Raw genomic sequence first — 16,678 nt, forward strand, 5'->3', positions numbered from 1 at the left:
GTGTGGCGCATGGCAGATCACGACCGCACCTCCGTTCCCCTCGACCCGCACCCCGGCCCCGAGCTCATCCGCGCCCCGGGCTTCGCCGACCTCCTGTCGGTGATCCCGTCCCTCGTCGGAGTGCACCCGAAGGACTCGCTCGTCATCGTGCCGTTCCTCGGACGACGCGCGGTCGGAGGCTTCCGGGTTGCGCTGCCGGGGCGGCTCGGGGAGTCCGAGACCGCCGCCCTCGCCGGGGCCTGCATCCAGGCCTTCACCGCGGTGCCCGAGGCCGACGCGGTGCTCGTCGTCGTCTACTCGGAGCGGAGCTACGCCGAGGAGCGCGGCATCCCGCTCGCGGCCCTGGGGCGAGCGGTGGTCCGACGGCTCGAGCGCACCCGGCACGGCATCGTCGGGGTCGCCTGCGTCGCCTCCGACGGCTGGGGCCGCTACACGATCGCGGCCGAACGGCGCTCGCCGCGTCGGCTCGACGAGATCCACGGCAGCGAATCGGGCCTGTTCTCGCGCGCGGTCGCGGACGAGCCGCTCGATGTGGCGGAGCAGGCCGTGCTGCCGGTGGTCGAGGAGGACGATCGCGCCGTGGTCGCGGCGGTCCTCGCGCACGGTCCGGTCGGGGGGATCGCGGGTCTCACTCCGGTCATCGAGCGGTGGCTGGCCGGTCCGTCGGTCGCCCGCCGGGAGGGGCGCATCGTGCAGTTCCTGCAGTCGCCTCCGCTACGCGACCAGCTGGCGCTCCAGATCGCCCTCGGGCCGATCGGTGCGGCTCCGGCCCTAGTCAGGATGATCCGCGAGCAGGCGGAGCAGGCGCTCACGGGCGAGACGATGGAGGCGCTCGTCGAGCGGCACGACGCCCTGCGACTCCCGGGCGACGACGACCTGGCGGAGGTGGAGCTCCTGATGGGAGTGGGCCCGGGGCCGGATCCCGCGCGGCTCGCGCTCGCGACGCGAGCACTCGCGCGGACGGCGGCCCTCGCGCCCGTGGAGGCCCGTGCGCCGGTGCTGACCGTGCTGGCGTGGTGCTGGTGGGCACGCGGAGCGGCCTCGCTCGCCGCGGCCCACCTGGCGGAGGCCAGGAGGCTCGACCCCGACTACTCGATGGCGCTGCTCTACGAGTCGCTGTTCTCGGCGCGCTCCGTACCGGACTGGGTTCTCGAGAGCACGTCGCGGAGGCTCGTGTCGGCCGCGGCCCTCCCGTGACCGATCCGGTGCAGGCGAGGAGGACGTGACCCTTCCCCCGGCGGGCCGACCGAGCTAATCTACAACCCTATGGTTGTAGATACGGGAAGCAGCACCGAGGTGGACCGCCTATTCCAGGCGCTCGCCGACAGCACCCGGCGCGACATCGTCGCGCGAGTGCTGCAGGGTGAGCAGTCCGTCACGGCGCTCGCCTCGCAGTACGAGATGTCGTTCGCCGCCGTCCAGAAGCACGTGGCCGTGCTCGAGCGCGCGTCGCTCGTGAGCAAGCGGCGGCGGGGCAGAGAGCAGCTCGTGCGGGGAGAGGTGGCGGGGCTGCGCACAGCGGCCCGTCTCCTCGACGCCTACGAGGAGCTGTGGCGCGGACGTGCCGACCGCATCGCCGATCTCCTCGCCGAGGAGGATCCGCAGCCGTCCGGAGAATCGAGAAGGAGCGCACCATGACCGTGCTGGAGTCCGTGAAGGACGTCGAGAACCTGACCCTGACCCTCACCGCGGAGTTCGACGCCGGCATCGACCGCGTCTGGCGGATCTGGTCCGACCCCCGCCAGCTCGAGCGCTGGTGGGGGCCGCCGACCTGGCCCGCGACGTTCGAGCGGCACGACGCCGTCGTCGGAAGCCGGAGCAGTTACGTGATGACCGGGCCCGATGGCGAGAAGGCACGCGGCTGGTGGCTCGTGACCGCGGTCGACGAGCCGGTGCGCTTCGAGTTCGACGACGGCTTCGCCGACGACGAGGGGAATCCGGACGACTCGTACGGGACGACCCATGCGGTCGTCACCCTCGAGGAGGCGGGCGGACGGACCCGGATGACGGTCCGCTCGTCGTTCGAGTCGATCGAGCAGCTCGAGCAGATGGTCCAGATGGGCATGGAGGAGGGCATGCGGCAGGCGATGGGCCAGATCGACGCCCTGCTCCAGGAGTGACGGATCGGGAAGGGTGACGGATCAGTCCGTCAGCGCCGCCGCGTACGCGGAGACCGAGCGGCGGTAGCGGGGCAGCGCCGGCACGAGCGCCTCGAGGGCGGTGCGGAGCGCCTCCTCGGGTCGGCCCGCGCTGTGCAGGGCGAGCGCGAGGAAAACCTCGCGGGCGGCTCCCACCGACGGGTGCGGCGCGGCCGCGCTCAGCAGGGCGACGGCCTCGTCGTGGCGGCCGAGGTTCCGCAGCGTCGAGGCGTACTGGATGCTCAGCTGCGCCTGCCGCTCCTCGTCGAGACCGAGGGTGAGCGCCTCCTCGTACTGGGCGGCGGCCTCCGCCTCGTGGCCGGCGCTGTCGAGGGCGCCGGCCAGCTCGAAGCGGCCGCGGCCGTCCGTCCCGGGATACCGGGCGGCGAGCACGCGCATCCGCTCGACGACGTCGTCGCCGTCGCAGTGCAGACGGTCGGCGGCGCGCTGCCAGGCGTCGACGTCGACCGAGCGGGACGGATGGGTGGCGGCGGGCGGCAGCGGATCGGTCACAGCTCCGACGCTATCGCCCGACGTCGACCCAGGTCGGGTCAGGCGGTGCCGTCGGCCGCCGAGGTGGGGGAGTCGGGAGTGGTGGACGAGTCGCTCGTCGCTCCGGGCTCCTCCGAGGTGCTGACAGCGCGGCGTCCCGCCTCGATGGCGGCGGTGGAGGCGGCGGCGCCCGCGACGAGCGCGAACAGCGCCCATCCGGCACCCCACTTCTTCTTCCCGACCAGCGCGTCGAAGGAGAGCGGGCCCGGACCGTCGGCGACGATCGCCGCCGTCGCCGCGACGAGCAGGCCGTTGAACTCCCACCCGCCGCCCGCGTTCCAGAGGCCGTTGCTCCAGTGCACCTTGCGGACGGCCGTGACCATGGTCGCGACGAGACCGGCCGCGGCGAGCGGCGTGGCCGCTCCGAGGGCGAGGGCGGCTCCGCCGGCCGTCTCGGTGACCGCGGCCGCGAGCGCGTTCCGGCGGGGCGGGTGCATCTCGAGGCTCTCCATCATCTGGGAGGTGCCCTCCAGACCCGGACCGCCGAACGAGCCGCGGAGCTTCTGCAGTCCGTGTCCGACGAACAGACCGCCGACGGCGAGACGGAGAACGAGCGAGCCGACCTTCATGGGGACCTCCTGGTGATGGGGAGCGAGCGTGCTAGTGAGAGTCGCGGGTCGCGGAGTCCCGGTCAAGGGGTCGCGGAGCGGCTCCGGAAGCAGCAGGGCGGCACGGGACGTCCGCGCCGGCTCCCGGAGCGTCAGCCGAGCAGCGTGTACGTCGACGCCTCGAGCATCACCGTGCCGTCGGTGCAGACCTCGATCTCCGCCGGCGCGGCGACCGCGGGATCCACGTCGTCCACCACCTCCGCGACGATCCGGCTCGACCGGGCGGAGGGGCAGCCGTAGGCGCCCGGCGCGTGCCAGAGCACGCGGACGTCGGCGCGGCCGCCCGGTTGCACCGTGAAGGGCTCGGCCGGGTTCGGCCCGTACGACGAGGCGACCGCTCCGATGCGCACGCCGTCGGCGTCGGTCGGGTACACGCCCGGGATGCCGGCCAGGGCGCAGGGAGCGGCGGAGACGTTGATGAACACGAGGTCGAAGGCGCTGCTGCCCGCGCCGGACGCCTCCGGGTCGGGGACGTACTCGAGTGCGAGGTCGCTCCCGTGGCAGCGCTCGACTGCAGCCGGTACCGGCGCAGGTGCCGGCTCGACGGGGACGGCCGTCGTCGGCGCCGGCTCCGAGGGGACCGCCTCCGGCACCGACTCGGTCGGCGCGGGGCTTGCAGTGGGAACCGCGGTCGCGCTGACGGCAGGAGTCGGAGTCGGCGACTCCGCGGTCGAGGAGCTCACCGGCGTCGGGAGCGGGGTCCGCGACGCCGCCACGTCGGCTCGCCCCGCGCATCCGGCGACCAGGAGCACGGAGGCCAGGAGCACGGGGAGCGCGAGCGCCGCGGCGCTCGGACGGCTGAGCAGGGACGACATGCGCCGAGTCTGCCACCGGCGCGGCGCCGCGGCATCCCCGCGACAGCGCACCCCGTCGGACGTCAGACCCGGACGACCATCTTCCCCGTGTTGCCGCCGCGCATCATCGAGAGGAACGCCCCGACGCTGTTCTCGATCCCGTCCACGACCGTCTCGTCGTAGGCGATCCGTCCCTCCTGGAACCAGCCGGACATCAGCCGGTCGAACTCGGGTGCGCGGTCGAGGTAGCCCGACAGGGTGAACCCGCGGAGGGTCAGCCCCCGGGTGATGATGTTCGCCATGTTGTCCGGCCCGGTCGGCTTCTCGGTGCTGTTGTAGCCCGCAATCGCTCCGCAGAGCGCGGCGCGGCCGCCGTCGCGGAAGGCGTCGAGAGCGGCTTCGAGGTGATCGCCGCCGACGTTGTCGAAGTAGACGTCGATGCCGTCGGGGGCGACCTCGGCGAGCTGCTCGCGCACGGGGCCGGCGTGGTAGTCGAAGGCGGCGTCGTAGCCGTACTTCCCGGTGAGGAGCGCGACCTTCTCGGCCGATCCGGCCGAGCCGACGACCCGGCCCGCTCCGAGGAGGCGGGCGATCTGCCCGGCGGCCGAGCCGACCGCTCCCGCGGCGCCCGAGACGAAGACGGTGTCGCCCTCCTTCATCCCGGCGATCGCGGTCAGTCCGACGAACGCGGTGAGGCCGGTCATGCCGAGGATCCCGAGCCGCAGTGAGAGAGGGGCGCCGGGCATCTCGGGGACGACGCGGAACGCGGAGGAGGGGGCCTGGACGACGTCGCGCCAGCCGAGCTGGTGGAGCACGACCGCGCCCACCGGGAACGCGGGGTCGGAGGAGACGCTGACCCGGCCGATAGCGCCTCCGGTCATGGTCTCGCCGAGGGCGTAGGGCGGCGTGTAGCTCTTCACGTCGTTCATCCGGCCGCGCATGTACGGGTCGACGGAGACGAAGGCGTTCTCGACGCGGATCTCGCCGGCGGCCGGCGCGTCGTACGACACCCGGACGGTGCGGAAGTCGTCGGCGACGGGCCAGCCCTCGGGACGGCGGACGAGCTGGATCTGGGTGCTGGTGGCGGTGGTCATGGAGCCTTCCGGAGGAGGTCGGGCGCGGGCGGCGGGGTCAGGCGGCGAGGCCGATCGCGAGCACGAGGATCGCGAGCAGTCCGGGTGCCATCTGGGTGAGCGCCGCGCGGCGCTTGGCGGGGGAGGAGAGGAGGAGGACGAGCGCCGCGGCGACCATCGAGCCCGTGCCGGTGAAGACGAGAGCGGCGCCGACGGCGGTCGCTCCGGACGCGAGGACGACCAGGCCGACGATCGTCGTGATCGCGAGGAACAGGTTGTAGAAGCCCTGGTTGAAGGCGAGCTCCTTCGTGGCGCGCGCCTCGTCCTCGGAGGTGCCGAAGGTGGAGCGGGCCCGCGGGGTCGTCCAGAGCAGCGACTCCAGCACGAAGATGTAGACGTGCAGCAGAGCGGCGAGGGCCGCGAGCACGAGTCCGATGACGATCACGACGAGACCTCCTGATTGTGGAACGTTCGATCCACTATAGGCCTGCGCGGTGCATAATGGAACGACCGATACAGAAAGAGGGCTTCCGTGGGACGCACGCAGGGGTTCGACACCGACGAGGTCGTGCGCGCCGCGCGATCGGTGTTCTGGGAGCGCGGCTTCGAGGAGGCGTCCGTCCCCGAGCTCGAGGCGGCGACCGGGCTGCGCCGCTCCAGCCTCTACCACGCGTTCGGCAGCAAGCGCGGGCTCTTCGATGCGGCCGTGCAGAGCTACCTCGACGAGGTGGTGCGACCGCGGCTCGCGCCGTTGCGGGCCGACGTCGTCGCTCCGGACGCGCTGGAGGCGTACTTCACGGGGCTCCGGGCCGCGCTGAGCGATGCGCGGACGATCTCCGCCCGCAGCGGCTGCCTCCTGCTCAACGCCGCGGGCGCGCCGATCGCGCGGGACGAGGCGGTGCGCGAGGTGATCGCGGACTACCGGGCGGAGCTGCTGCGGGCGATGCGCGCCGGCGCCGACGCGCGCTGGCCGCACGCCGCCTCCGCTCGACGCTCGGGCCAGGCCGACGTGCTCGTGTCGCTGCTGGTCGCCGCGCTGGTGCTCGCCCGGGTCGACTCCGCTCAGTCGGTGGCGACGGTGGACGCGGCGCTCGCCCTGGTGCGCGGCCCCGCCTCCTGACCAGGGACGGCTCGCGACGGCCCCGGAACGGAGCAACCCCCCGGCACGCTCCGGAGAGGCGCCAGGGGGTTCCCGTCGTGCGGTGTCGCGTCAGTCGGTGCCGGCGTCGAACGCCGCGCCCTCGGAGGCGAGGTCGGTCGCGCGGCCGAGGGCATCGGCCGCGGCCGAGCCGCCGCCCTCGGTGATGGCCTCGCCCTCGCCGATCTCGAGGTGGCCGACGAGCTCGGCGGTCGGGCCTCCCACGAGACCTGCGGCGGCGTACTGCTCGAGGCGCGAGCGCGAGTCGGCGATGTCGAGGTTGCGCATGGTCAGCTGACCGATGCGGTCCTCGGGGCCGAACGCGGCATCGCCGACGCGCTCCATCGAGAGCTTGTCGGGGTGGTAGCTCAGCGCGGGCCCGGCGGTGTCGAGGATCGTGTAGTCGTCGCCGCGGCGCAGGCGCACGGTGACCTCGCCGGTGACGGCGGAGCCGACCCAGCGCTGGATCGACTCGCGCAGCATGAGCGACTGCGGATCGAGCCAGCGCCCCTCGTACATCAGGCGGCCGAGGCGGCGGCCCTCGGAGTGGTACTGCGCGATCGTGTCCTCGTTGTGGATCGCGTTCAGCAGGCGCTCGTAGGCGAGGTGGAGGAGGGCCATGCCCGGGGCCTCGTAGATGCCGCGGCTCTTCGCCTCGATGATGCGGTTCTCGATCTGGTCCGAGCTGCCGAGCCCGTGGCGGCCGCCGATGGCGTTCGCCTCGAGCACGAGCGCCACCGGGTCCGAGAACTCGGTGCCGTTGATCGCGACGGGGCGGCCGGCCTCGAAGCGCACCGTGACGACCTCGGAGACGATCTCGACGTCCTCGCGCCAGGAGGCGACTCCCATGATGGGCTCGACGAGCTCGATGCCGGAGCTCAGCTCCTCGAGCCGCTTGGCCTCGTGGGTGGCACCCCAGATGTTCGCGTCGGTGCTGTAGGCCTTCTCGGTGGCGTCGCGGTACGGGAATCCGCGGGCGACGAGCCACTCCGACATCTCGGTGCGGCCGCCGAGCTCGTTGACGAACTGCACGTCGAGCCACGGCTTGTAGATGCGCAGGCGGGGGTTCGCGAGCAGGCCGTAGCGGTAGAACCGCTCGATGTCGTTGCCCTTGTAGGTGGAGCCGTCGCCCCAGATGTCGACGCCGTCCTCGCGCATCGCGCGCACCAGGAGGGTGCCGGTGACGGCGCGGCCCAGCGGGGTGGTGTTGAAGTAGGTCTTGCCGCCGGAGCGGATGTGGAACGCGCCGCACTGGAGCGCCACGAGGCCCTCCTCGACGAGGGCGCTCTTCGCGTCCACGAGACGCGAGATCTCGGCGCCGTACTGCGCGGCGCGCGACGGGACGCTGTCGATGTCGGGCTCGTCGTACTGGCCGATGTCGGCGGTGTAGGTGCAGGGCACCGCACCCTTCTCGCGCATCCAGGCGACAGCGACGGATGTGTCGAGGCCTCCCGAGAATGCGATTCCGACACGCTCGCCCACGGGCAGACTGCTCAACACTTTCGACATGGCTCCGATTTTAGGAGGGTCCGCGCCCCCTCTCGTGCCGCCGATGCCATACTGAGCCGTATGGCTCACCATGGCGACGTGCTCGACACGGCGTTCCGCGCGCTCGCGGATCCGACACGGAGGGCCGTCGTGAGCCGCCTCCGCCGAGGTCCGGCGACCGTCGGCGAGCTGGCGGAGCCCTTCCCGATGGCGCTCACCTCGTTCCTCAAGCACCTGCGCGTGCTCGAGCAGGGCGGCTGGATCCGCACCGCGAAGCAGGGGCGCGTGCGCACCTGCCGACTCGAGCCGGCGGCCTTCGCCGCGGTGGAGGACTGGCTCGGCGAGCAGCGCTCGGAGTGGGAGCAGCGCACCGACCGCCTCGAGCGGGTGGCCTCCGGGCAGGCCGACCCCGAGCGCCGCCGTCCGGCGACACCGCGACCGTCCGACGAGAGGACAGCATCATGACCGCCTTCGACCCCGATCTCGACCTCGAGATCTCGCGCGTGATCCGCGCCCCCCGCTCGTCGGTCTGGGCGGCGTGGACCACCCCCGAGCTGTTCGCGCAGTGGTGGATCCCGGCCCCGATGCGGTGCCGCGTCGACGCGATGGACGTGCGGCCGGGCGGCGGGCTGGAGACCTCGATGAGCGACGGCGGGGAGTTCGCGCCGCACCTCTCCGGCTGCTATCTCGCCGTCGATCCGGAGGAGCGGCTCGTGTTCACGACCGCCCTGCTCGAGGGCTGGCGCCCGTCCGCCACGCCGTTCATCACGGCGGTGGTGACGCTCGAGGACCACCCCGACGGCACGCTGTACCGGGCGCACGTGATGCACAAGGACCCGGCGACGCGCGACGAGCACGAGCGCCTCGGCTTCGCGGAGGGCTGGGGGACGGTCGCGGCCCAGCTCGCCGCCCTCGTGGAGTGACGCACCGGCGCTGAGCGTTTCCCCGCGGTCGAGTGGACGGGCTTCGCCTGCGCATGCCAGGCTCCGCCCAGGACGGCTCGACGACGAGCCTCCGCTCCCTCCTCCGCCCGAAAGGCCCGCCAGTGCCCCAGCCGCACCACCCTCGCGTCACCGCGATCACCTTGTCCTGTCTCATCGCGATCGGAGGGATCGCCTCCCTGGCGCCCACCGCCTCGGCACTCCCCGCCGTCGTCGCACCCACCTCTGAGCCGACGGGCGAGCCCACCGAGGTGCCGGAGCCCACTGCGGAGCCGACCGCGACGGCCGAGCCGACCGTCGCTCCGACGGCGTCTCCCACTCCGACCGTCGCGCCGACGCGGACACCCGCGCCGGCTCCGGTTCCCACTCGACCTCCCGCCCCCACGCCCCCTCGACCGCCGGCGGTGCCCGGTGATCGACTCGTCGCCGACGGAGCCCTGGCCGCGGGGGAGTCGCTCGTCTCCGCCAACGGTGCCTTCCTCTTCGTGATGCAGACGGACGGCAACGCCGTCGTCTACGACGCTTCGAACCGTCCGGTCTGGTACACGGGCACCTCCGTCGCCGGGTCGCGGATCGTCCTGCAGGCGGACGGCAACCTCGTCGTCTACTCCTCCTCGAACTCCGCGGTCTGGAATTCGGGCACCGGCGGCAACCCGGGAGCCCGCCTGGTCATGCAGAGCGACGGCAACCTCGTGATCTACCGTGCCGACGGCTCGCCCGCCTGGGCGACGGGATACCAGGCGCCGCCGCCTGCCGTGGTCGGAGACACGCTCCAGGGCGGCGGCGAGCTGCGCTCGGACCAGCGGCTCACCTCCGGTGACGGGGGCTCCCAGGCGGTCATGCAGGCCGACGGCAACTTCGTCGTCTACGGGCGAGGCGGTGTGAACTGGAACTCGGGCATCTCGGGTCCCGGGAACCGCCTCGTGATGCAGAGGGACGGCAACGCCGTGGTCTACGCCGCGGCGGGAGGAGTCCGCTGGCAGTCGGGCACGAGCGGCAACGCCGGGGCCCGCCTGTTGATGCAGAACGACGGGAACCTGGTGATCTACTCCACCGCGGGTCGTCCGCTCTGGTCGACGTACGTGCCGCCCGCGCCTCCGGCGCCCCCCGCTCCTGTGATCGCCGACGTCCTCACCTCCGGCAGCGAGCTCGCGTCCGGCCGCGGTCTGCGCTCGGCGGACGGCGGCAGCGAGGCCGCGATGCAGGCGGACGGAAATCTCGTCGTCTACAGCCGCGGCGCGGTCCGCTGGTTCACCGGCACCTCCGCGGCGGGGAGCCGCCTCGTGATGCAGGCGGACGGCAACGCCGTCGTCTACAGCCCCGCGAACCGACCGGTCTGGCAGTCGGCCACGAGCGGGAACGCGGGCGCTCGCATGGTCATGCAGAACGACGGGAACCTCGTCGTCTACTCGTCGTCGGGCCGGCCGCTGTGGCAGAGCAACCGTCCGGCTCCGGCTCCGGCTCCGGCCCCGGCTCCGGGACCTGCACCTGCACCTGCACCTGCACCTGACGGGAGCCCCGGTGACATCGTCAACTGCGGGGATTTTGCCTCGCAACCCGCTGCTCAGGCGTGGTTCCTCCGTTACAGGGCGTACGGGGATCCGGGACGCCTGGACGGGGACAACGACGGCACGGCCTGCGAGTCGTACAACTACTGACCGGGATCGCCGTCGGTAGCGGCTCGCCTCCTCCAGGTGGCGGGCCGTTACCGGTCCTGCGTCGGATTACCCCGCATCGTCGTTCGCACCGCACTCCTGGGCGAAGTGGAACGGCTGGTCGCGGTCCTAGGTCCTCAGCCCCACGGCAGGCAGCACGATCCCGTCGATCAGCGACAGGAGGAACGCGCGGTCGACCGGGATGCGCAGCAGCAGCACGCGGTAGGCGACCATCGAGGGCGTGACGAGCGCGAGGGTCTCGACGTCGACGTCCGAGGGGATCTCGCCGCGGTCGATCGCCCGGCGCATCAGGATGCGGTTCGCCTCGGCCCGCGGTTCGATGATCGCGGCGCGGACGGCGTCCGAGAGCTCGGGCGACTTCGAGATCATGGCGACGACGCCGGCCATGATGCGGAGCTTGCGCTCGGCGTCCTCGATGGTCTGCGGCCGGATGAGGGCGACGAGGTCGCCGCGCAGGGTGCCGGTGTCGGGGAGGCGGTCCGGTGCGAGGTCGGCGCCCTTGAGGCAGGCGAGGGCGTCGACGACGAGCTCGGCCTTGGAGTCCCACCGGCGGTAGAGCGTCGCCTTGCCGGCGCGGGCGCGAGCGGCGACCATGTCGATCGTCATGCCGTCGTAGCCGGTCTCGGCGAGCACGTCGAGCGCGGCTGCGAGGATCTCGCCGTCGCGGCTCGGATCGCGGCGGCGACCGGGGCGGGCGGGCGCCTCGGAGTCGAGCGAGGGGGGAGGGGGCGGCGTCATCGCAGCGTCTCCTGTCTGGTGCCGGGGGAGCCGTTCGTTCGGCGGTCCACGGTGTCGAGGCTAGTCGAGCGCTCCTGGGATTCCGAGACCGCAGAGTTTCGAGACTTCTCAGTATCGGAACCGCCCGGTCTCGTATATGTTCTCCTTCATGACGCAGACCTCCTCCCTGCCGGTGCCCGCCGCCTCCGCGGCCAGGGCCCCCTCGAACCGCCGCTGGTGGACCCTCGTGGCCGTCGGCCTCGCCCAGCTGATGGTCGTCCTCGACTCGACCGTCGTGAACATCGCCCTCCCTGCCGCGCAGGCCGATCTCGGCTTCTCGGACGGCGACCGCCAGTGGGTCGTCACCGCCTACTCGCTCGCCTTCGGCAGCCTCCTCCTGCTAGGCGGCCGCCTCTCGGACCTGCTCGGGCGCAAGCGCACGTTCGTGATCGGCCTGATCGGCTTCGCGATCGCCTCCGCTCTCGGCGGGGCCGCCGGCACGTTCGAGCTGCTGATCGCGGCCCGCGCGCTGCAGGGCGTGTTCGGCGCGCTCCTCGCTCCCACCGCCCTCGCGGTGCTCACCACGACGTTCACCGTGCCGAAGGAGCGGGCGCGCGCGTTCGGCGTCTTCGGTGCGATCGCCGGCGCCGGCGGCGCGGTCGGACTCCTCCTGGGCGGCGTGCTCACCGAGAGCTTCGACTGGCGCTGGAACCTCTACATCAACGTCGTGATCGCGGTCGTCGCCGTCATCGGCGCGATCGTCTTCGTGCCGCCGATCGACCGCACCGGTCCGCGGCCCCGCCTCGACGTGCCCGGCACCCTGCTGGTCTCGGGTGCCCTGTTCGGCCTGGTCTTCGGCTTCGCGAACGCCGAGACCGACGGCTGGGACTCGCCGATGACGTGGGTGCCCCTCGCCGCGGCGGTGGTGCTGCTGGCCGCCTTCGTGCAGCGCCAGCGCACGACCGAGCACCCGCTCCTGCCGCTGCCGATCGTGATCGACCGCGACCGCGGCGCCGCCTACCTCTCGGTGCTGATCGCGGGCGCCGGGATGTTCGGCATCTTCCTCTTCGTCACCTACTACCTGCAGGTCTCGCTGGGCTACTCGCCGATCCGCACCGGGCTGTCGTTCCTCCCGATGATCGGCATGCTCGTCCTCGCGGCCCAGCTCTCGACCAACCTGCTGCTGCCGCGCTTCGGCCCGAAGATCATGGTGCCGTTCGGCATGGTGCTCGGAGTGGTCGGCATGCTCCTGCTCACCCGCCTGGACCTCGACAGCGCCTACGCGGCCGACGTGCTGCCGGCGCTCATGGTGCTCGGGTTCGCGATGGGCTCGATCATGCCCGGGTCGATGCAGACGGCGACGCGCGGAGTCGATCCGCGCTTCGCCGGCGTCGCCTCCGCGATGGTCAACACGAGCCAGCAGGTCGGCGGATCGATCGGCACCGCCCTGCTGAACACGCTCGCCGCCACCGCTGTCACCGACTACGTGGCCGCGAACTCGCCGGTCACCGCGGCGGTCGCCGCCGAGGCCGCGGTGCAGAGCTACGCCGTGGCGTACGGATGGGGCGCCGGCTTCTTCGCCCTCGGCGCCGTGCTGTCGGTGCTGCTCTTCCGCCGTCGCTCCGCGGTGGCGGCGGACCCGACCGGGGAGCCCGTGCTCGCGCACTGATCGACCCCGCACGCCCTCCTCCGCCCGGCTCCGGCCCCGCGGGGGAGGGCGTCGCCGTGTCGTCGTGTTGCGCTCCGGGTCGCTCCGCGGCGAACGCCTGTCTAGCCTCGCAGCATGCCGGAGACCCTCGACATCGTCCACCTGCGCACGCTCGTGGCGATCGCCGACTGCGGCGGCTTCGGCCGCGCGGCGGTCGCCCTGCACATCAGCCAGCCCACGGTGTCGCAGCACGTGCGCACCCTCGAGCGCCGCCTCGAGCGGACCTTCATCGAGAAGGCCGGGCGGAAGGCGCGCTTCACCCCGGCCGGCGAGCGCCTGCTCGTGCAGGCCCGGCGGATCCTCGCCGTCCACGACGACGCGCTCGAGACGCTCGACGCCGCGACCGAGAACCCGCTCGCGCTGGGGCTCACCGAGCCGGCCGCCGAGCAGCTGCTCCCGCGACTGCTCGGGACGCTGCGCCGCGCGTTCGACGACCGCCCGGTGAGCTTCACGCTCGACCGCTCGACCCAGCTGGCGGGGGCGGTGGCCCGCGGAGTCGTGGACCTCGCGCTGATCCTCGGAGTCGGCGGCGACCTCCCGGGCCGCCAGGTGGCCACGCTCCCGCTGGACTGGTACGCAGCGCCCGGATGGGAGGCCCCCGAGGGCGGCCCCCTGCCGCTCGTCGCCTACTCCGAACCCTGCGGGATGCGCCGGAGGGCCCTCCAGCAGCTCGGAGCGTTCGGGCACGAGGTGCACGTGGTCGCCGAGTCGGCCGGGCTCGAGGGCGTGATCGCCGCGGCCCGCGCCGGCATCGGAGTCGCCGCTCTGCCCACTGCCCACACGGGCACGCTCGCCGAGGGGCTCGAGGTGCGCCGCGATCTGCCCGCGCTCGGATCGGTCAACCTCCGGCTCGTCTCGCGCCGCGGCCTGGCCCCGGACATCGAGGAGACCGCGCTCGCGGCGCTCGCCGAGGTCTTCGGAGCGGTCCGCTCGAGACCGACGCCGGTGCCCGCCGAGGCCCGCAAGTGAGGGCTCCCACGCCGGGCGCACGCGAACAAGTCGGGAAGTTACCAACGATCGGGAGTGCCGATCGGAACGCATCCGGAATCATCGTTGGACGCCCCGACACGGCTCCCCGTAGCGTCGAGCCCATGACCTCCTCCCGTGCCCTCGCCCCGGCCGCGCCCCTCGGCGCCCGCCGTGCGACGCCCCGCGGAGTCGACGGAGCGATCCCCGCGCGAATGCGCCAGGACGGGAACACCTTCGCGCCGGTGCGCGGATGTTCCTGTCCGGCCTCCGTCTGACGCACCGCTGCTGACGCGCCCCTCCGGGCGTTCCGCTCCAGCCGCTCCGTCCGACGCGCGGCGCCTCGCGCGCTCGCTCCGTCGCACCTGTCGAGTCGCGACCTCCGGTCCGGCCCGAATCCCTCCGCGCCCCGCTCCCGGGCGCCTCCGGCCTCCGCAGCGAGGTCTCTCCGCCGTGCCCGCACGCACCCTCCGAAAGGACCCACCGTGGTCGTCGAGTTCATCTCCGCCATCAACGTCAACCGCTCGAACGAGGTCAACGGCCTCGCCGAGAGCGCGGTCGATGTCGCCCATCTGCGCCGCTACTCCCGGATCCTCGAGGAGGGCGGCTTCGACTACACCCTCGTCCCGTACGGCTCGGCCGGGCACGACCCGTTCACGATCGCCGCGGCGGTGACGCAGTACACCGAGCACCTGAAGCCGATCGTGGCCCTGCGCCCGAACACGGTGTACCCGACCGTCGCGGCCAAGGCGCTCGCCACCCTCGACCAGCTGTCGGGCGGCCGCGCCGTCGTGCATTTCATCGCCGGAGGGAGCGACCACGAGCAGGCCCGCGAGGGCGACCGCCTCGGCAAGGCGGAGCGCTACGCGCGGCAGGAGGAGTACATCCGGATCCTGCGCCGCGTCTGGTCGGCGACCGAGCCGTTCGACCACGACGGCCGCTACTACCGGTTCGAGGACTTCGTCTCCCGGGTGCGCCCGGTGCGCGGGGACATCCCGGTCTCGGTCGGCGGATCGAGCGACGAGGCCTACCGGCAGGGCGGGGCTCTCGCCGACATCTTCGGCCTGTGGGGCGAGCCCCTGGCCGACACGCAGCAGCAGATCGACCGGATCGCGGACGCGGCCCTCGCGGCCGGGCGTGCGGACGCGCCGCGCACGTGGGTCACGTTCCGCCCGATCATCGCGCCGACCGAGGAGCTCGCCTGGGAGAAGGCGCACCGCATCCTCGGGATCCTGCAGGGGCGCTCGGCGACGACCGGGACCCCGCGCAAGGGCGAGAAGGGGCTGTGGGTCCAGACGCCCGGCGCCTCGGGCCCGGCGAACGTGGGGTCCCAGCGCCTGCTCGACATCGCGAAGCGCAAGGATCTGCACGACCGCGCGCTCTGGACCCCGACCGCGACGGCCACCGGAGCGCAGGGCGCCTCGACGGCGCTCGTCGGCACGCCCGAGACGGTGGCGGCGGCGATCCTCGACTACGTCGACCTGGGCGCCGACCTGATCTCGATCCGCGGGTACGACAACCTCGACGACGCGATCGACTACGGCCGCTACCTCATCCCGCTCGTGCGGCAGGAGCTCGCGCACCGCGACGCCACCGGGCGCCGCGGTGAGGTCGTCGCGCAACCGCCGCTCGAGGCCGAGCGCGAGCTCGCGGAGGTGTCGGCGTGAGCCTCCTGACCGCGCCCCTGATCGACGCGCCGGACCTGTCGGACCGCGCCCTCGCCCGCGTCACCGCGCTCCTCGACGAGACGGCCGAGCACTACGACCGCACCGCCGAGTTCCCGTGGGAGGGGATCCGGGCCGTCCACGACGCAGGACTGCTGACCCTCGCCGTCGGCACCCGCTACGGCGGCACCCCCGCCTCGACCGTCGATCTGGTGCGCGTGTTCGGCGCACTGGGCGCCGGCGACCCGGCCGTCGCGCTCATCTCGGCGATGACCGCGCTGCAGCACGCGGCGCAGGACCGCTCCGGGATCTGGCCGGAGGAGCTCTACCGCTCGGTCCTCCAGGACTCGCGCGAGCGCCCCGTGCTGCTGAACGCGGTGCGGGCCGAGCCGGAGTGGGGCGCGCCGGCCCGCGGCGGACTGCCCGCCACCACGATCCGCCGCGACGGCGACCACTGGGTGCTGGAGGGGCGCAAGGGCTTCGCCACCGGCTCCGAGGGCCTGGCGTACCACCTCGTCTGGGCGGTCGACCCGCAGGGTCCGTCGGGGGAGCCGGAGCTCGGCCACGCGATCGTGCCCGGCGACGCCGCCGGCGTCAGGATCGAGCGGACCTGGGACCACCTCGGTCAGCGCGCCTCCAGCACCCACGACGTCGTCTACGACCGCGTGCGGATCCCGATCGAGCACTTCCGCGGCACCCCGCGCTCCCAGCTGCCTCCCGAGGCGGGTGCGGCCGGCGGCTTCGGCCTCGCGGTCGCCGCGCTCTACGTCGGGGTCGGCCGCGCCGCGCAGAGCTTCTTCGTGCGCTTCGCGAACGAGCGGGTGCCGACCTCCCTCGGGCGGCCCATCGCGACCACCGAGCGGATCCGCTCCGTCGCCGGCGAGATCGAGGCGCAGCTCGTGCAGGCGGAGGAGGTGCTCCTCTCGCTCGCCGCCCGCGTCGACGCGGGGGACCCGCAGGCCGCCGAGCGCGTCCTCGCCGGCAAGCTCCTCGCCACCAGGTCCGCGGTCGCGGCGGTCGAGACCGCCGTCGCCGCCCTCGGCAATCCCGGCCTCACCCGGCACCACCCGCTCGAGCGGCACCTGCGCGACGTGCTCGCCTCGCGCGTGCACCCTCCGCAGGACGACGCCGCCCTCGTGATCCTCGGCACCCGCAGCCTCGCGGCCGCCGTGCGCTGACCGCGCGCACCGGCCCTCCCTCCCGCACCACCCTTCT

Annotated in this window: 18 protein-coding genes; 11 read left to right on the forward strand and 7 right to left on the reverse strand. The window is 73.2% G+C overall.

Annotated elements, in window-relative coordinates; translation table 11 throughout:
* Window positions 1-9: 9 nt before the first annotated feature.
* From ASF48_RS18285 to ASF48_RS18295, 3 genes are all read left to right on the forward strand, one after another.
* Entirely contained in the window at window positions 10-1,197 is a 1,188-nt protein-coding gene (locus ASF48_RS18285; protein ID WP_055794774.1) for a DUF4192 family protein, read from the forward strand.
* 69 nt (window positions 1,198-1,266) lie between these two features.
* The gene (locus ASF48_RS18290) at window positions 1,267-1,638 is read left to right on the forward strand and encodes an ArsR/SmtB family transcription factor (RefSeq protein WP_055794776.1); all 372 of its coding nucleotides are present in this window, start codon (window positions 1,267-1,269) and stop codon (window positions 1,636-1,638) included.
* The gene (locus tag ASF48_RS18295; protein ID WP_055794778.1) at window positions 1,635-2,120 is read left to right on the forward strand and encodes an SRPBCC family protein; all 486 of its coding nucleotides are present in this window, start codon (window positions 1,635-1,637) and stop codon (window positions 2,118-2,120) included. The genes ASF48_RS18290 and ASF48_RS18295 overlap by 4 nt, the downstream gene beginning before the upstream one ends.
* Window positions 2,121-2,141: 21 nt before the next feature.
* Here ASF48_RS18295 and ASF48_RS18300 read toward each other — a convergent pair whose 3' ends face one another.
* The 5 genes from ASF48_RS18300 to ASF48_RS18320 all read right to left on the reverse strand — a co-directional run bounded on the left by ASF48_RS18300 (window position 2,142) and on the right by ASF48_RS18320 (window position 5,610).
* On the reverse strand, window positions 2,142-2,651 hold the full coding sequence (locus ASF48_RS18300; RefSeq protein ID WP_230670306.1) for a tetratricopeptide repeat protein: 510 nt from the start codon (window positions 2,649-2,651) through the stop codon (window positions 2,142-2,144).
* 38 nt (window positions 2,652-2,689) lie between these two features.
* Window positions 2,690-3,259 carry a DoxX family protein gene (locus ASF48_RS18305; RefSeq protein WP_055794780.1) on the reverse strand — a complete coding sequence of 190 codons (570 nt, stop codon included), beginning with the start codon at window positions 3,257-3,259 and terminating at the stop codon, window positions 2,690-2,692.
* 131 nt (window positions 3,260-3,390) lie between these two features.
* Window positions 3,391-4,113 carry a DUF4232 domain-containing protein gene (locus tag ASF48_RS18310; RefSeq protein ID WP_055794782.1) on the reverse strand — a complete coding sequence of 241 codons (723 nt, stop codon included), beginning with the start codon at window positions 4,111-4,113 and terminating at the stop codon, window positions 3,391-3,393.
* Between the two features lie 62 nt (window positions 4,114-4,175).
* Window positions 4,176-5,186, reverse strand: a complete 1,011-nt coding sequence (locus ASF48_RS18315) for an NADP-dependent oxidoreductase (RefSeq protein ID WP_055794784.1) — start codon at window positions 5,184-5,186, stop codon at window positions 4,176-4,178.
* Window positions 5,187-5,223: 37 nt separating this feature from the next.
* Window positions 5,224-5,610: a DUF1304 domain-containing protein gene (locus ASF48_RS18320; protein ID WP_055794787.1), complete on the reverse strand. Its 387-nt coding sequence runs from the start codon at window positions 5,608-5,610 to the stop codon at window positions 5,224-5,226.
* 87 nt (window positions 5,611-5,697) lie between these two features.
* Here ASF48_RS18320 and ASF48_RS18325 point away from each other — a divergent pair, with 87 nt between their 5' ends.
* Window positions 5,698-6,285, forward strand: a complete 588-nt coding sequence (locus ASF48_RS18325; protein WP_055794789.1) for a TetR/AcrR family transcriptional regulator — start codon at window positions 5,698-5,700, stop codon at window positions 6,283-6,285.
* A gap of 90 nt (window positions 6,286-6,375) precedes the next feature.
* Here the strand turns inward: ASF48_RS18325 and argG are convergent, their stop codons facing one another.
* Window positions 6,376-7,812: an argininosuccinate synthase gene (gene argG, locus ASF48_RS18330; RefSeq protein ID WP_055794791.1), complete on the reverse strand. Its 1,437-nt coding sequence runs from the start codon at window positions 7,810-7,812 to the stop codon at window positions 6,376-6,378.
* 60 nt (window positions 7,813-7,872) lie between these two features.
* Here argG and ASF48_RS18335 point away from each other — a divergent pair, with 60 nt between their 5' ends.
* The 3 genes from ASF48_RS18335 to ASF48_RS18345 all read left to right on the forward strand — a co-directional run bounded on the left by ASF48_RS18335 (window position 7,873) and on the right by ASF48_RS18345 (window position 10,390).
* Window positions 7,873-8,256, forward strand: a complete 384-nt coding sequence (locus tag ASF48_RS18335; protein WP_055794793.1) for an ArsR/SmtB family transcription factor — start codon at window positions 7,873-7,875, stop codon at window positions 8,254-8,256.
* Window positions 8,253-8,714, forward strand: a complete 462-nt coding sequence (locus ASF48_RS18340; RefSeq protein WP_055794795.1) for an SRPBCC family protein — start codon at window positions 8,253-8,255, stop codon at window positions 8,712-8,714. Before ASF48_RS18335 ends, ASF48_RS18340 begins: the two co-directional genes overlap by 4 nt.
* A gap of 422 nt (window positions 8,715-9,136) precedes the next feature.
* Entirely contained in the window at window positions 9,137-10,390 is a 1,254-nt protein-coding gene (locus ASF48_RS18345) for an excalibur calcium-binding domain-containing protein (RefSeq protein ID WP_162238053.1), read from the forward strand.
* A gap of 126 nt (window positions 10,391-10,516) precedes the next feature.
* Here ASF48_RS18345 and ASF48_RS18350 read toward each other — a convergent pair whose 3' ends face one another.
* A complete protein-coding gene (locus tag ASF48_RS18350) occupies window positions 10,517-11,146 on the reverse strand; it encodes a TetR/AcrR family transcriptional regulator (RefSeq protein WP_055794799.1) in 630 nt (209 codons plus the stop codon).
* Window positions 11,147-11,294: 148 nt separating this feature from the next.
* Between ASF48_RS18350 and ASF48_RS18355 the strand changes: the two genes are divergently transcribed.
* The 4 genes from ASF48_RS18355 (at window position 11,295) to ASF48_RS18370 (ending at window position 16,641) form a co-directional block, all read left to right on the forward strand.
* Window positions 11,295-12,794: an MFS transporter gene (locus ASF48_RS18355; RefSeq protein WP_055795006.1), complete on the forward strand. Its 1,500-nt coding sequence runs from the start codon at window positions 11,295-11,297 to the stop codon at window positions 12,792-12,794.
* Window positions 12,795-12,908: 114 nt separating this feature from the next.
* Window positions 12,909-13,802: a LysR family transcriptional regulator gene (locus ASF48_RS18360; RefSeq protein ID WP_055794801.1), complete on the forward strand. Its 894-nt coding sequence runs from the start codon at window positions 12,909-12,911 to the stop codon at window positions 13,800-13,802.
* Window positions 13,803-14,284: 482 nt separating this feature from the next.
* The gene (locus ASF48_RS18365) at window positions 14,285-15,466 is read left to right on the forward strand and encodes an LLM class flavin-dependent oxidoreductase (RefSeq protein WP_055794803.1); all 1,182 of its coding nucleotides are present in this window, start codon (window positions 14,285-14,287) and stop codon (window positions 15,464-15,466) included.
* Complete coding sequence (locus ASF48_RS18370; RefSeq protein ID WP_082481795.1) at window positions 15,463-16,641, forward strand: acyl-CoA dehydrogenase family protein; 1,179 nt, start codon at window positions 15,463-15,465, stop codon at window positions 16,639-16,641. The genes ASF48_RS18365 and ASF48_RS18370 overlap by 4 nt, the downstream gene beginning before the upstream one ends.
* Window positions 16,642-16,678: the final 37 nt, after the last annotated feature.

The organism is Rathayibacter sp. Leaf299 (genome assembly GCF_001423055.1).
GTDB lineage: Bacteria > Actinomycetota > Actinomycetes > Actinomycetales > Microbacteriaceae > Rathayibacter > Rathayibacter caricis.